The sequence below is a fragment of the Pseudomonas sp. HN2 genome, from assembly GCF_020736465.1.
Classification (GTDB): Bacteria; Pseudomonadota; Gammaproteobacteria; order Pseudomonadales; family Pseudomonadaceae; genus Aquipseudomonas; species Aquipseudomonas moraviensis_A.
The window spans coordinates 1,021,010-1,034,310 of record NZ_CP085885.1 but is presented as its reverse complement, the minus strand read 5'-3'; the positions used below and the strand labels follow the sequence as shown (position 1 = coordinate 1,034,310).

At 60.6% G+C, this 13,301-nt stretch carries 14 protein-coding genes; 9 read left to right on the top strand and 5 right to left on the bottom strand.

The annotated features are described in order from the left end of the window. Positions 1 to 19: 19 nt before the first annotated feature. The 4 genes from folM (at position 20) to LIS66_RS04410 (ending at position 1,897) form a co-directional block, all read left to right on the top strand. Positions 20 to 730 (top strand): dihydromonapterin reductase, encoded by a 711-nt coding sequence (folM, locus tag LIS66_RS04425; protein ID WP_227973703.1) that lies wholly within the window; start codon positions 20 to 22, stop codon positions 728 to 730. Positions 731 to 802: 72 nt separating this feature from the next. Next, complete coding sequence (gene folX, locus LIS66_RS04420) at positions 803 to 1,174, top strand: dihydroneopterin triphosphate 2'-epimerase (protein WP_016771653.1); 372 nt, start codon at positions 803 to 805, stop codon at positions 1,172 to 1,174. A 95-nt stretch (positions 1,175 to 1,269) separates the two neighbouring features. Further along, the gene (locus tag LIS66_RS04415) at positions 1,270 to 1,566 is read left to right on the top strand and encodes a DUF1244 domain-containing protein (protein ID WP_042607649.1); all 297 of its coding nucleotides are present in this window, start codon (positions 1,270 to 1,272) and stop codon (positions 1,564 to 1,566) included. Continuing rightward, positions 1,559 to 1,897 carry a HopJ type III effector protein gene (locus LIS66_RS04410; protein WP_227973702.1) on the top strand — a complete coding sequence of 113 codons (339 nt, stop codon included), beginning with the start codon at positions 1,559 to 1,561 and terminating at the stop codon, positions 1,895 to 1,897. The genes LIS66_RS04415 and LIS66_RS04410 overlap by 8 nt, the downstream gene beginning before the upstream one ends. A 188-nt stretch (positions 1,898 to 2,085) precedes the next feature. Here LIS66_RS04410 and trxB read toward each other — a convergent pair whose 3' ends face one another. Continuing rightward, positions 2,086 to 3,048 carry a thioredoxin-disulfide reductase gene (gene trxB / locus LIS66_RS04405; RefSeq protein ID WP_042607647.1) on the bottom strand — a complete coding sequence of 321 codons (963 nt, stop codon included), beginning with the start codon at positions 3,046 to 3,048 and terminating at the stop codon, positions 2,086 to 2,088. A gap of 314 nt (positions 3,049 to 3,362) precedes the next feature. Between trxB and cysZ the strand changes: the two genes are divergently transcribed. Both cysZ and LIS66_RS04395 read left to right on the top strand, forming a co-directional pair. Next, positions 3,363 to 4,115 (top strand): sulfate transporter CysZ, encoded by a 753-nt coding sequence (gene cysZ / locus LIS66_RS04400; RefSeq protein WP_042607646.1) that lies wholly within the window; start codon positions 3,363 to 3,365, stop codon positions 4,113 to 4,115. A gap of 40 nt (positions 4,116 to 4,155) precedes the next feature. Continuing rightward, positions 4,156 to 5,355 carry a glycosyltransferase family 4 protein gene (locus LIS66_RS04395; RefSeq protein WP_227973701.1) on the top strand — a complete coding sequence of 400 codons (1,200 nt, stop codon included), beginning with the start codon at positions 4,156 to 4,158 and terminating at the stop codon, positions 5,353 to 5,355. A 127-nt stretch (positions 5,356 to 5,482) separates the two neighbouring features. Here LIS66_RS04395 and LIS66_RS04390 read toward each other — a convergent pair whose 3' ends face one another. The 3 genes from LIS66_RS04390 to LIS66_RS04380 form a co-directional block, all read right to left on the bottom strand. Beyond that, positions 5,483 to 6,586: an NADH:flavin oxidoreductase gene (locus tag LIS66_RS04390; protein ID WP_064364455.1), complete on the bottom strand. Its 1,104-nt coding sequence runs from the start codon at positions 6,584 to 6,586 to the stop codon at positions 5,483 to 5,485. A 194-nt stretch (positions 6,587 to 6,780) separates the two neighbouring features. Then, positions 6,781 to 7,263 carry a glutathione peroxidase gene (locus LIS66_RS04385; protein ID WP_064364456.1) on the bottom strand — a complete coding sequence of 161 codons (483 nt, stop codon included), beginning with the start codon at positions 7,261 to 7,263 and terminating at the stop codon, positions 6,781 to 6,783. A gap of 123 nt (positions 7,264 to 7,386) precedes the next feature. Further along, a complete protein-coding gene (locus LIS66_RS04380) occupies positions 7,387 to 7,872 on the bottom strand; it encodes an FKBP-type peptidyl-prolyl cis-trans isomerase (protein ID WP_016771661.1) in 486 nt (161 codons plus the stop codon). Between LIS66_RS04380 and LIS66_RS04375 the strand changes: the two genes are divergently transcribed. From LIS66_RS04375 to LIS66_RS04365, 3 genes are read left to right on the top strand one after another with little or no spacing between them, the layout of a single operon-like run. Then, positions 7,841 to 8,167 carry a DUF3565 domain-containing protein gene (locus LIS66_RS04375; protein ID WP_065615798.1) on the top strand — a complete coding sequence of 109 codons (327 nt, stop codon included), beginning with the start codon at positions 7,841 to 7,843 and terminating at the stop codon, positions 8,165 to 8,167. The two genes, LIS66_RS04380 and LIS66_RS04375, sit on opposite strands and share 32 nt — an antisense overlap. 51 nt (positions 8,168 to 8,218) lie before the next feature. Continuing rightward, positions 8,219 to 10,318 carry a phosphate acetyltransferase gene (gene pta, locus LIS66_RS04370; RefSeq protein ID WP_227973700.1) on the top strand — a complete coding sequence of 700 codons (2,100 nt, stop codon included), beginning with the start codon at positions 8,219 to 8,221 and terminating at the stop codon, positions 10,316 to 10,318. After that, complete coding sequence (locus LIS66_RS04365) at positions 10,319 to 11,224, top strand: acyltransferase (RefSeq protein ID WP_064364458.1); 906 nt, start codon at positions 10,319 to 10,321, stop codon at positions 11,222 to 11,224. Between the two features lie 170 nt (positions 11,225 to 11,394). Here LIS66_RS04365 and cysN read toward each other — a convergent pair whose 3' ends face one another. Further along, positions 11,395 to 13,293 carry a sulfate adenylyltransferase subunit CysN gene (gene cysN / locus LIS66_RS04360; RefSeq protein ID WP_083354229.1) on the bottom strand — a complete coding sequence of 633 codons (1,899 nt, stop codon included), beginning with the start codon at positions 13,291 to 13,293 and terminating at the stop codon, positions 11,395 to 11,397. Positions 13,294 to 13,301 lie beyond the last annotated feature (8 nt).

Here is a 13,301-nt window from a genome sequence, read left to right as displayed (position 1 = left end):
ACCGCGATACGAGCCGCCCATGCCAGATTCCGCAGCCCCGATCCTCATCACCGGCGCCGGCCAGCGTGTCGGCCTGCACTGTGCGCAGCGTCTGCTCGAGGATGGCCATCGGGTCATCTTCACGTACCGGACCGAACGCCCGGGCGTGCAGCGATTGCGCGATCTGGGCGCGACAGGCCTGTACGCGGACTTTTCCGGTGAGCCCGGGATTCTTGCCTTTATCGAAGTGCTGAAGGCCCACACCGACAGTTTGCGCGCGATCGTGCACAACGCCTCCGAATGGCTGGCGGAAACCCAGGGCAGCGAAGCTGAAGCTTTCAGTCGCATGCTCAACATTCACATGCTCGCGCCCTATCTGATCAACCTGCACTGCGCCGAGTTGCTGCAGCGCTCGACGCCAGCCGACATCATCCACATCAGCGACGACGTGACCCGCAAGGGCAGCAGCAAACACATCGGTTATTGCGCCAGCAAGGCCGGCCTCGACAGCTTGACCCTGTCGTTTGCCGCGCGCTTTGCGCCCGCCATCAAGGTCAACGGCATCGCTCCGGCACTGGTGCTGTTCAACCCCGACGACGCCGCCGCCTACCGCGCCAAGGCACTGGCCAAATCTGCATTGGGGATCGAGCCCGGCAGCGAAGTGATCTACCAGAGCCTGCGCTATCTGCTCGACAATCCCTATGTCACCGGCACGACGCTCACCGTCAACGGCGGCCGGCACGTCAAATAGGCCGTCCCGCTTCGGCCGCGAGTCGAGTAAGATCCACCAGAACGCCTGCAATAGTCTGGACGGAGCTAATCAATGCCACAACTTCAACCGGGAATGGCGCGCATCCGGGTCAAGGATCTGCGCCTGCGCACCTTTATCGGCATCAACGAGGACGAAATCCTCAACAAACAGGATGTGCTGATCAATCTGACCATCCTGTACGCAGCTCAAGAAGCGGTGCGCGACAACGATATCGACCACGCGCTGAATTACCGCACCATCACCAAAGCGATCATCGCTCACGTCGAAGGCAACCGCTTCGCGCTGCTCGAACGCCTGACGCAAGAATTGCTCGATCTGGTGATGACCAATGCATCGGTGCTGTACGCCGAAGTCGAAGTCGACAAACCCCACGCGCTGCGCTTTGCCGAGTCGGTATCGATCACGCTCGCGGCAAGCCGCTAGCTACAAGCTTCAAGCCGCAAGCTGTAAACTTCGTTCACCGACACCCATCTTGCAGCTTGAAGCTTGCCGCTTGAAGCTGTCTCGCAGAGACTCCCATGACTGATCAACAACGCCTGGAACTCGAAGCCGCCGCCTTCCGCCGACTGGTCGCTCACCTCGACAGCCGCAAGGACGTGCAGAACATCGACCTGATGAACCTCGCCGGGTTCTGCCGCAACTGCCTGTCCAAGTGGTACAAGGCTGAAGCCGACCAACGTCAGATCGACGTCAGCCTCGATGACGCCCGCGAAGTGGTGTATGGCATGCCCTACGCCGAGTGGAAGGCCCAATACCAGCAAGAAGCAAGCGCCGAGCAGCAAGCGGCATTCGCCAAAGGAAAACCCAATGACTGATCTGACCACCCTGCGCGCCAGCCTCAAGGGCGGCGAACACGCTTTTGCCGACACCCTGGCATTCATTGCCGCCGGTTACGACTACCAGCCTCAGGCATTCAACAATGGCGGCGTGGAAAACGCTGCCGGGCAAAACGAAGGTTCTTGCAAGACGCTGGGTCTGGCCCTGCTGGAAGGCTTGAGCGATGAAGAAGCGTTGCTGGCGTTCGGCGAGCATTACCGCTCGGTGCTGGCGACGCCTGAGGGCAGCGATCACGGCAACATCCGCGCGTTGATCAAGCACGGCCTGGCCGGGGTAAAGTTCACCGCGCAGCCACTGACCCGCCGCTGATCCCAAAGCCACCCATAACCCCTGTGGGAGCGAGCCTGCTCGCGAAGACGGACTGACATTATCGTTGATGTCGACTGATAGACCGCTGTCGCGAGCAGGCTCGCTCCCACACTGGATAGGTGGTGGCGGTGAATAGCGAGCATAAAAAAACCGGCCAATCTCTGGCCGGTTTTTTGTGCCCTGCGGTCTTAGAACGTGGCGTTCTGCAGGCCGTCCAGGTAACGCTCGGTGTCCAGCGCCGCCATGCAACCGGCACCGGCCGAGGTGATCGCCTGACGGTAAACGTGGTCAGCCACGTCACCAGCAGCGAAGATGCCTTCGACACTGGTGGCCGTTGCGTTGCCTTCACGGCCACCGTGCACCACCAGGTAACCGTCTTTGAGGGTCAACTGGCCTTCAAACAGCGAGGTGTTCGGGGTGTGGCCGATGGCGATGAACACGCCGTCGACTTTGATCTCGTCGAAGCTGCCATCGTTGTTACGCAGACGCGCACCGGTGACGCCCATGTTGTCGCCGAGGACTTCGTCCAGGTTGGCGTTCAGCTTGAGGATGATCTTGCCTTCGGCCACACGGGCGTTGAGCTTGTCGATCAGGATCTTCTCGGCGCGGAAGGTTTCGCGACGGTGGATCAGGGTCACGGTGCTGGCGATGTTGGCCAGATACAGCGCTTCTTCCACGGCAGTGTTGCCACCGCCAACCACGGCGACCGGTTTGTTGCGATAAAAGAAACCGTCGCAGGTCGCGCAGGCCGACACGCCTTTGCCCATGAACGCTTCTTCCGACGGCAGGCCCAGGTAGCGGGCGCTGGCGCCAGTGGCAATGATCAGCGCGTCGCAGGTGTAGACGGCGCTGTCGCCGGTCAGGGTGTACGGCTTGGCTGCAAAGTCCACGGCGTTGATGTGATCGAACACGATCTCGGTTTCAAAACGCTCGGCGTGCTCGCGCATGCGCTCCATCAGCACCGGACCGGTAAGGCCGTGAACATCGCCCGGCCAGTTGTCGACTTCGGTGGTGGTGGTCAGTTGACCGCCAGCCTGCATACCGGTGATCAGCAGTGGCTTGAGGTTGGCGCGGGCCGCGTAGACCGCAGCGCTGTAACCGGCAGGGCCGGAACCGAGAATGATCACTCGCGAATGACGGACTTCAGACATGAATCTGCTCCTGTTGGCCGGCCATGAAAGATCTCTGGCGCGGACGCCGGACTGCCGGCGGAATAAAAAAGGACCGTGGACACCTTGGGGAAGGCTTGAACTCGACAGTCCTGTAAAAAGTTGGGTGCAGCGTATCGAGGGGGGCAAGATTAAGGAAATACGGTTTAACAATCCAGCTCATAGGTGGTCTCTATGCCGAGTCGCTGACCAGATGAGCGTCTTTGTTACAGTGAATGTCGATCGCTCTGCCACGCTTTCACCGCTGCGACAAAGCCGGTAACGTCGGCGCGTTTTCCCTTGCTTCGGAGCACCTTATGCCCGCCCCCGTTCTGTCCGGCCCGCAATACCTGCGCGAAGGCCTCAAACTGGTCTTGAGCCCGGGCTTGCGCCTGTTCGTGTTGCTGCCGCTGGCGATCAACCTGGTGCTGTTCGTCGGATTGATCTATCTGGCCGGCCACCAGTTCAGCCTGTGGGTCGACACGCTGATGCCGTCGTTACCCGAATGGCTGAGTTTTCTCAGCTACATTCTGTGGCCGCTGTTCGTGGTCCTCGTGGCCTTGATGGTGTTCTTCACGTTCACCATGCTCGCCAACATCATTGCCGCACCGTTCAACGGTTTTCTCGCGGAAAAAGTCGAAGTGGTCGTGCGCGGCACCGATGATTTCCCGGCGTTCAGCTGGGGCGAACTGATCGCAATGATCCCCCGCACTCTGGCCCGGGAAATGCGCAAGCTCGGCTACTTCCTGCCGCGTGCCATCGGCTTGTTCATCCTCTCGTTTATCCCGGTAGTGAACATCGTCGCCGCGCCGCTGTGGTTGTTGTTTGGTGTGTGGATGATGGCGATCCAGTACATCGACTACCCGGCGGACAACCACAAGCTGGGCTGGAACGAGATGCTCGCCTGGCTGCGGCAGAAGCGCTGGCAGAGCATGAGTTTTGGCGGGATTGTCTATCTGGTGCTGCTGATTCCGGTGGTCAACATTCTGATGATGCCGGCAGCGGTGGCGGGAGCGACGTTGTTCTGGGTGCGCGAGCGTGGTGCCGAGAATCTGGTGATACAACACTGATCGCGTCACAAATCCGTCATCCGAACGTCACAACGTCGACATGGCCTCAGCCGACACTGAGGTCATGACGACAGCTCTACACATCACCCTCATCAGCGAAACCTTCCCACCGGAAATCAACGGCGTGGCCAATACCCTTGGCCGTTTGTGCGAGGGCTTGCGCGCGCGCGGGCATCAGGTGGAGCTGGTGCGCCCACGTCAGGCCGGTGATCCGCAGCGCAGCCAAGACGATGCGCTGTTGCTGTGTCGCGGATGGCCGCTGCCGGGCTATCCGGGGCTGCAATGGGGCCAGTCGTCGATGCATAAATTGCTGCGCCGCTGGAAACGCCAACGTCCGGACGTGCTTTACATCGCCACCGAAGGCCCACTCGGGTTGTCGGCATTGCGCGCCGCCCGGCGCCTGGGGATTGCGGTCGTCAGCGGCTTTCACACCAACTTTCAGCAGTACACCAGCCAGTATGGTCTGGAGCTGCTGACACGTTTGCTCACCCACTACCTCCGCTGGTTTCACAATCGTTCGGCAATGACCCTGGTGCCAAGCGTCAGCCAACGCCTGGAGCTGGAGCGCCGGCACTTCGAGCGCCTGGCGTTGTTGTCGCGGGGAGTGGACAGCCAGCTGTTCCACCCGAGCAAACGGCAGAACGCGTTGCGTGAGAAATGGGGACTGTCCGAGCAGGATATCGCTGTGATTCACGTAGGACGACTCGCCCCGGAGAAGAATCTGGGACTGCTCAAGCGTTGCTTTGACACCCTGCGGGAAACCTATCCACAGCGCCGTTTGAAACTGATCGTGGTCGGAGATGGCCCGCAGCGTTCATTGCTGGAAAAACAAATGCCGGACGCGATTTTCTGCGGTGCTCAGCGTGGAGAAGCACTGGCGGCGCACTATGCTTGCGGTGATCTTTTCGTGTTTCCCAGCCTGACGGAAACCTTCGGCAACGTTGTGCTGGAAGCCCTGGCTTCGGGACTCGGCGTGGTGGCGTATGACCAGGCAGCGGCGGCGCAACATATTCGCCACGGCTACAACGGCGTGTCAGCCATGCCCGGCGATGAGCAGGCGTTTTGCGAAGCGGCGGCGTGGTTGCTGGAGGAGGATGAGCGCTTGCGTTGCGTGCGGCTGAATGCGCGTCAGCATGGCAGTCGCCAGGGGTGGGCGGCGATTATCGAGCAGTTCGAGGGGTATTTGCGCGGGGCTTGTATCGGGGAGCAAGCGATTCCTCGGGCGCAGACACAACCTTAGATTTTCGTCGACATAAAAACAGCTTTCGCGAGCAGGCTCGCTCCCACATGGGCACCGCATTCCGTCATAGGAAATGCGATCAAGGGTGGGAGCGAGCCTGCTCGCGAATGGTTCGAACTGGCGCCGCTTAGACCAAGGTCATCAACGCCTCTCGGCTGAACGGCAGGATATCCTGCTCGCGCCCTTCACGAACTTTCTGCGCCCAGTCCGGATCGACCAGCAGCGCACGGCCTACCGCCACCAGATCGAATTCCTCTTTGTTCAGACGCTCCAGCAGGTTTTCCAGACTGGCCGGTTGCGCGACCTTGTCGGTGTTGACCATGAACTGCAGGAACTCGCCGTCCAGGCCCACGCTGCCGACGGTGATGGTCGGCTTGCCGGTCAACTTGCGCGTCCAGCCGGCCAGGTTCAGATCGGATCCGTCGAACTCCGGTTCCCAGAAACGTCGGGTCGAGCAGTGGAAAATGTCTACGCCGGCGTCGGACAGCGGCTTGAGAAATTCGCCCAGTGCTTCGGGGGTCTGCACCAGACGCGCGGTGTAATCCTGCTGTTTCCATTGCGAGAAGCGGAAGATGATCGGGAAGCCTTCACCGACGGCCGCGCGCACGGCTTGAATCAATTCGATGGCAAAGCGCGAGCGGTTGGCCAGGCTGCCACCGTATTCGTCGTTGCGCTGGTTGCTGCCTTCCCAGAAGAACTGATCGACCAGATAGCCGTGGGCGCCGTGGATTTCCACGCCGTCCATGCCGATGCTCTGCGCATCTTTGGCAGCCTGGGCAAACGCAGCGATCACGTCCTGGATGTCCTGTTTGGTCATGCCGTGAACCACGACCTGACCGTCCTTGAGTTTTTCCGACGGGCCGTAGCCCGGCACGCTGGCGTCCGGCTCGGTGCCGAGGCGGCGTACGCTGCCGACATGCCACAGTTGCGGGACGATCTTGCCGCCTTCGGCGTGTACGGCGTCGACGACTTTTTTCCAGCCGGCCAGCGGCGCGTCACCGAAGAATTGCGGAACATTCGGATAGCCGTTGGAAGCGATGTGGCCCACCGTCGTGCCTTCGGTGATGATCAAACCGACGCCAGCGGCCGCGCGCCGGCGGTAGTACTCGATGACCTTGGAATTGGGCACGCCGCCCGGCGAGAACGAGCGGGTCATTGGCGCCATGACCACGCGGGTCGGCAGTTCGAGGGCACCGAGGTGGAATGGTTTGAACAGGGCTTGAACGGGCATCGGGAGGCTCCATGGCGATCGCTTTATGACGGCTATAATATGGAGAGCCGGAGCCTTTGAACAGCATTATTGATTTTGGTGATTAAGGATTAAAAGAATGAAAAGCAAAAGATCGCAGCCTTCGGCAGCTCCTACACGGAGTTTGTGGTCCCCTGTAGGAGCTGCCGAAGGCTGCGATCTTTTGATCCTGCTTTTCAGCTCAGCGCTTTTTCAATCGCATGCACGATCGTCGGATCATCCGGCGCCGTTCGCGGCGAAAACCGCGCCAGCACCCGGCCGTCCTTGCCGAGCAGGAATTTCTCGAAATTCCAGGTGATGTCACCGGGAAACTCGGCGCCCTCACCCGCCAGCAGGCGATACAACTGATGCCGCTCGTGGCCGTTGACTTCGAGCTTGCTCGACAACGGAAACGTCACGCCATAGTTGAGGCTGCAGAACTCCTGGATTTCTTTCTCAGAGCCCGGCTCCTGACCGGCAAACTGATTGCACGGCAGGCCCAGCACGGTAAAACCTTTGCCTTTGTATTGCTGATAGAGGTTTTCCAGTGCTGCGTACTGGGGGGTCAAGCCGCACTTGGAGGCCACGTTGACCACCAGCACCACTTGGCCCTTGAACGGCGCCAGCGGTAGCTCCTGACCATCCAGGGCTGTCAACTTAAGGTCGTGAAAAGCACTCATGCCGAACTCCAGGATTCTCGTGTTCTACTCGAAACAGCCACTTGGCGAGGCCACCAAGGACAGCCGCGGACTAAAAAGGCGCCCACAGGCGCCTCTCCAGTACTCGAAGCTTAGCGCAGAAAATCAGTGGTGATGGCCACCTTCGCCATGGACGTGACCATGAGCGATTTCTTCCTGGCTGGCGTCACGGATATCAACGATCTTCACTTCGAAGTTCAGGCGCTGACCGGCCAGAGGGTGGTTGCCATCAACGGTGACGTCGTCGCCGTCCAGATCACGGATGGTGACGATCTGCATCTGGCCGTCCGGCGCCGAAGCGTGGAACTGCATGCCGACTTCCAGCTCGTCAACGCCTTCGAACATGCTGCGGCTCAGGGTGCTGACCAGCTCGGCGGCGTATTCGCCGTAAGCGTCTTCCGGCTCAACGGCCACTTTCAGCTCGTCACCGACGGCTTTACCTTCCAGGGCTTTTTCCAGGCCCGGGATGATGTTGCCTGCGCCTTGCAGGTAAACCAGCGGAGCGCCGCCGGCGGAGCTGTCGATGACCTCACCAGCGTCGTTGGTCAGGGTATAGTCGATGGAGACAGCCTTATTGGCGGCGATCAGCATGGGGCGAGACCTTTTGCAGAAGAATATAGAAAGGCCAAGTTTAGCGAAGCAATCGCGTGAAAGCGACCACAACCCGGACAAACGGGTTTCGACCATCACCGGCTTTCATCAGGACGAAGACGGCCACTGGGTGGTCGAGCTTTCCTGTGGCCACACCCAGCACCTGCGCCACCAGCCGCCATGGCAAACCCGCGCCTGGGTCCTGGATCCGGCGCAACGTATTGAAAAAACAGGTCAACCCTTTGCCTGCGGTTGGTGTGCACAGGGCTCGGTTAGCGCTAACCTTGGCGACTGAATTTCGGTAGTCGGCCAGACATAGGCTGACACCCTTGCATAGAGAATTCCCATGCAAACTTTTTTTATCGCACCCACCGATTTTGGCGTGGGTCTGACCTCCATCAGCCTCGGGCTGGTGCGCACGCTTGAACGCGCCGGCCTCAAAGTCGGTTTCTTCAAACCGATCGCCCAGCCGCACCCGGGCGACACCGGCCCTGAGCGTTCCACCGAACTGGTGGCACGCACCCACGGTTTGAAACCGCCGCAACCGTTGGGCCTGGCGCATGTCGAGCGCATGCTCGGTGACGGTCAGCTCGACGAGTTGCTCGAAGAAATCATCGCCCTGTATCAGCAAGCGGCAGTCGGCAAGGATGTGCTGGTGGTCGAAGGCATGGTGCCGACTCGCAGCGCCAGTTACGCCGCGCGGGTCAATCTGCACCTGGCCAAGAGCCTGGATGCCGAGGTGATTCTGGTCTCGGCTCCGGAAAACGAAGTGCTCGCCGAACTCTCTGGTCGGGTCGAGCTTCAAGCGCAATTGTTCGGCGGCCCGAAAGATCCGAAAGTTCTCGGCGTGATCCTCAACAAGGTCAAGACCGATGAGAGCATGGAAGCCTTCGCTACGCGTCTGAAGGAGCATTCGCCGTTGCTGCGCAGCGGTGATTTCCGCTTGCTTGGCTGCATCCCGTTTCAGCCGGAACTCAACGCGCCGCGCACCCGCGACGTCGCCGACCTGATGGGCGCGCAGGTGCTCAATGCCGGCGACTACGAAACCCGGCGCATGAGCAAAATCATCATTTGCGCACGAACCATGCGCAACACCGTCGAGCTGCTCAAGCCCGGCGTGCTGGTGGTGACGCCGGGTGATCGCGACGACATCATCCTCGCTGTCAGCCTCGCAGCCATCAACGGTGTGCCGCTGGCCGGCCTGCTGCTGACCAGCGACACCCTGCCCGACCCACGCATCATGGACCTGTGCCGGGGCGCGTTGCAGGCCGGTTTGCCGGTGTTGTCGGTGAGCACCGGCTCGTACGACACCGCCAACCTGCTCAATGGCCTGAACAAGGAAATCCCGATCGATGACCGCGAGCGCGCGGAGATCATCACCGATTTCGTCGCCAGCCACCTCGACGCCAACTGGCTACACCAGCGCTGCGGCACGCCACGGGAAATGCGCCTGTCGCCGGCGGTGTTCCGTTATCAATTGATCCAGCGTGCGCAGGCGGCGAACAAGCGCATCGTCCTGCCTGAAGGCAGCGAGCCGTTCACCGTGCAAGCGGCGGCGATCTGCCAGGAACGCGGGATCGCCCGCTGCGTGCTGTTGGCCAAACCCGAAGACGTCGAAGCGGTCGCCCGCGCCCAAGGCATCGTGCTGCCGCCGGGTCTGGAAATTCTCGACCCGGACCACATCCGCGAACGCTACGTCGAACCGATGGTCGCCCTGCGCAAGAGCAAAAGCCTCAACGCACCGATGGCCGAGCAGCAACTGGAAGACACCGTGGTGATCGGCACCATGATGCTTGCGCTGGACGAGGTCGACGGGCTGGTGTCCGGGGTGATCAACACCACCGCCAACACCATCCGCCCGGCCCTGCAACTGATCAAGACCGCGCCGGGCTGCACGCTGGTGTCGTCAGTGTTCTTCATGCTGTTTCCGGAAGAAGTGCTGGTCTACGGCGACTGCGTGATGAACCCGCACCCGAGCGCTGCCGAACTGGCGGAGATCGCCCTGCAAAGCGCGGATTCAGCAGCGGCATTCGGCATCATCCCACGGGTGGCGATGATCAGTTATTCCAGCGGCGAATCGGCCCGCGGTGAAGAAGTCGAAAAAGTCCGCGAGGCGACCCTGCTCGCCCATGAGCAACAAAACTCACTGTTGATCGACGGCCCGCTGCAATACGACGCTGCGGCCAACGCCGACGTCGCCCGGCAACTGGCGCCGAACAGTCAGGTCGCCGGACGCGCCACGGTGTTCGTGTTCCCCGATCTCAACACCGGCAACACCACGCACAAAGCCGTACAACGCAGCGCCGATTGCGTCAGCCTCGGGCCGATGCTGCAAGGCCTGCGCAAACCGGTGAACGACTTGCCGCGCGGCGCGCAAGTCGATGACATCGTCTACACCATCGCACTCACCGCGATTCAAGCCGCCAACCGACCTATGGATGTGTAAATGCTGGATTTTCTACCCGCACCCGTGCGCGGCGTGATCGCCTCGCTGCTGTTGGCGCTCAACACGATTCTGCTCTGCTCGTTCCTGTTCTGCGTTGCGCTGGTCAAGGCCCTGCCGTTTGCCGTTACCCAGCGCATTGCCGGTTGGCTGATGAGCCACACCCACGAGGCGTGGATCAGCAACAACAAGGGCTGGATGAATCTGGTACGGCGCACTCGCTGGCACCTCAGCGGCCTGCAGGGTCTCGACTATCAGCACTCGTACCTGATCACCAGCAACCACCAGAGCTGGGTGGATATTCTGGTCCTGCAATACGTGCTCAACCGCAAGATTCAGCCGCTGAAGTTTTTCCTCAAGCAGGAGCTGATCTGGGTGCCGGTCATCGGTCTGGCCTGGTGGGCGCTGGGCTTTCCGTTCATGAAGCGTTACTCCAAGGCGTATCTGGAAAAGCATCCGGAGAAGAAAGGCAAGGACCTGGAGACCACGCGCAAGACCTGCGCAAAATTCCGGCATAACCCGGTGGGGATTTTCAACTTCGTCGAAGGCACACGCTTTACCGAAGGCAAGCATGCGCAACAGCAGTCGCCGTTCAAGTATTTGCTCAAGCCCAAGGCTGGCGGGATCGCCTTTGTGCTCGATGCGATGGGCGAACAGCTGGAGTCGATCGTCAACGTGACGATTCACTACCCGGCCGGGCGTCCGGGGTTCTGGGATTTGCTCTGCGGCAACGTGCGCGATGTGGTGGTGCATTTTGAAGAAATCAAAATCCCGCCGGCCTTCATCGGCAAGAACTACGACCAGGACGGCGAGTACCGTTTGCAGTTTCAGGGCTGGATCAATCAGCTGTGGCTGGACAAGGATGCGCTGCTGGAGCAGATGCACCGCGAGTATCCGCCCAAACACTGAGCCGCCTGTAGGAGTGAGCCTGCTCGCGATAGCGGTGGATCAGCCGCCACCATTGTTGAATGACACACCGCTATCGCGAGCAGGCTCACTCCTACAATTGACCGAGCTGGCCCGAATAAAAAGCCCGCCGATGATTGCTCATCGGCGGGCTTTTTATTTGGCGCTAACGCTTATATGGCGCCACGCTGACGCAGCAGCTCCAGCACTTGCTTGACGCTTTCTTCCAGGCTCAGCGACTGGGTGTCGATCACCAGATCGGCGTTCAGCGGCACGTCGTAGGGGAAGGATTCGCCAGGGATATTGTCGCCGCCAGCGGCATACAGACCTTGCGGATCACGCTCGGCGCAGACGGTTGGCGATGCCTGCACGTAGACCGTCAGCAGACGATCCTTGCCGATCAGTTCCTTGGCCTGCTCGCGACCTTCAGCGCTCGGCGCAACGAAGGCGGCCAATGTCAGCAGGCCCGCTTCGTTGAACTGACGCGCCACGTGTGCAGCACGACGCCAGTTCTCGGTGCGACCGGCGCGATCCTGTGGCAGACCTTTGTTCAGATCGTGACGCAGGTTCTGGCCATCCAGTACAAACACCGCACGGCCCATGTCGAACAGCTTGCGCTCGACCGCATACGCCAGGGTGCTTTTACCCGCACCGGACAGGCCGCTGAACAGCACGGTGGCCGGTTGCTGGCCGAAGCGCTGGGCACGTTCTTCAGTTGCCACGTGAGCCAGTTTGCCGTGGTGCGTGGCGGTGCCATGAGCTACTGGCTGAGCGACGATCATGCCGGCGCCAACGGTGCCGTTGGTCAGGCGATCGATGACAATGAATGCGCCGGTGGTGCGGTTGCTTTCGTAACCGTCGAGGGCGATCGGTGCATCGAGTGCAATCTTCACCTTGCCGATTTCGTTGAGCTGCAACGCGCTCGCCGGGCCTTCTTCCAGGGTGTTGACGTCGACCTTGTTGACGATGCTGGCAATCGAGCCTGGCACGTAACTGGTGGCACGTTTGATGTCGTATTTCTTGCCCGGCAGCATCGGCTCTTCGGCCATCCACACCAGCATCGCTTCGAAGCTGTCGGTGACCGGCGGCACGTTGTCGGCATGCACCAGCAGGTCGCCACGGGAGATGTCGATTTCGTCTTCCATGGTCAGCGTCACCGCCTGACCGGGACCTGCGTGTTCCAGCTCACCTTCGAACGTGACGATGGACTTCACCCGGCTGCTCTTGCCGGACGGCAGCACTACGACTTCGTCGCCCTTGTGCACAATGCCGCTGGCCAGGGTGCCGGCGAAACCACGGAAGTTCAGGTTCGGACGGTTGACGTACTGCACCGGGAAACGCAGGTCGGTGAAATTGCGATCGCCCGCCACTTCCACGGTCTCGAGAATTTCCATCAGCGACTGGCCGGTGTACCACGGCGAGCGTTCGGACTTGTTCACCACGTTGTCGCCCTTGAGGGCAGACATCGGCACGAAGTGCATGCTGGTCGGCTTCATCTTCAAGCCTTCGGCGAACTTCAGGTAGTCGGCCTTGATCGACTCGAACACGCCTTCATCGAAGTCCTTCAGGTCCATCTTGTTGATCGCGACGACGATGTGTTTGATGCCCAGCAACGAAGCGATGAAGCTGTGGCGACGGGTCTGGGTCTGCACGCCGTAACGGGCATCGACCAGAATGATCGCCAGGTCACAGGTGGATGCACCGGTGGCCATGTTGCGGGTGTACTGCTCATGGCCGGGGGTGTCGGCGATGATGAATTTGCGCTTGGCGGTGGAGAAATAGCGGTAGGCCACATCAATGGTGATGCCCTGCTCACGCTCGGCCTGCAGACCGTCGACCAGCAACGCCAGGTCGATGTCGTCACCGGTAGTGCCGGATTTCTTCGAGTCGCGGGTAATCGCTTCGAGGTGATCTTCGTAGATCATCTTCGAGTCGTGCAGCAGGCGCCCGATCAGGGTGCTCTTGCCGTCGTCGACGTTACCGCAGGTCAAAAAGCGCAGCAGCTCTTTACGTTCGTGCTGGCCCAGGTAGGCGAGGATGTCCTCGCTGATCAAATCAGATGCGTGCGACATGACAACCC

Coding starts and splice junctions, on each gene's coding strand:
- folX (WP_016771653.1), top strand. CDS start 803: ATGCCACAACTTCAACCGGGAATGGCGCGCATCCGGGTCAAGGATCTG.
- cysZ (WP_042607646.1), top strand. CDS start 3,363: ATGCCCGCCCCCGTTCTGTCCGGCCCGCAATACCTGCGCGAAGGCCTC.
- LIS66_RS04395 (WP_227973701.1), top strand. CDS start 4,156: ATGGCCTCAGCCGACACTGAGGTCATGACGACAGCTCTACACATCACC.
- LIS66_RS04380 (WP_016771661.1), bottom strand. CDS start 7,872: ATGCTGATCGCCGCCAATAAGGCTGTCTCCATCGACTATACCCTGACC.
- LIS66_RS04390 (WP_064364455.1), bottom strand. CDS start 6,586: ATGCCCGTTCAAGCCCTGTTCAAACCATTCCACCTCGGTGCCCTCGAA.
- LIS66_RS04365 (WP_064364458.1), top strand. CDS start 10,319: ATGCTGGATTTTCTACCCGCACCCGTGCGCGGCGTGATCGCCTCGCTG.
- LIS66_RS04415 (WP_042607649.1), top strand. CDS start 1,270: ATGACTGATCAACAACGCCTGGAACTCGAAGCCGCCGCCTTCCGCCGA.
- cysN (WP_083354229.1), bottom strand. CDS start 13,293: ATGTCGCACGCATCTGATTTGATCAGCGAGGACATCCTCGCCTACCTG.
- trxB (WP_042607647.1), bottom strand. CDS start 3,048: ATGTCTGAAGTCCGTCATTCGCGAGTGATCATTCTCGGTTCCGGCCCT.
- LIS66_RS04410 (WP_227973702.1), top strand. CDS start 1,559: ATGACTGATCTGACCACCCTGCGCGCCAGCCTCAAGGGCGGCGAACAC.
- LIS66_RS04385 (WP_064364456.1), bottom strand. CDS start 7,263: ATGAGTGCTTTTCACGACCTTAAGTTGACAGCCCTGGATGGTCAGGAG.
- pta (WP_227973700.1), top strand. CDS start 8,219: ATGCAAACTTTTTTTATCGCACCCACCGATTTTGGCGTGGGTCTGACC.
- LIS66_RS04375 (WP_065615798.1), top strand. CDS start 7,841: ATGGAGACAGCCTTATTGGCGGCGATCAGCATGGGGCGAGACCTTTTG.
- folM (WP_227973703.1), top strand. CDS start 20: ATGCCAGATTCCGCAGCCCCGATCCTCATCACCGGCGCCGGCCAGCGT.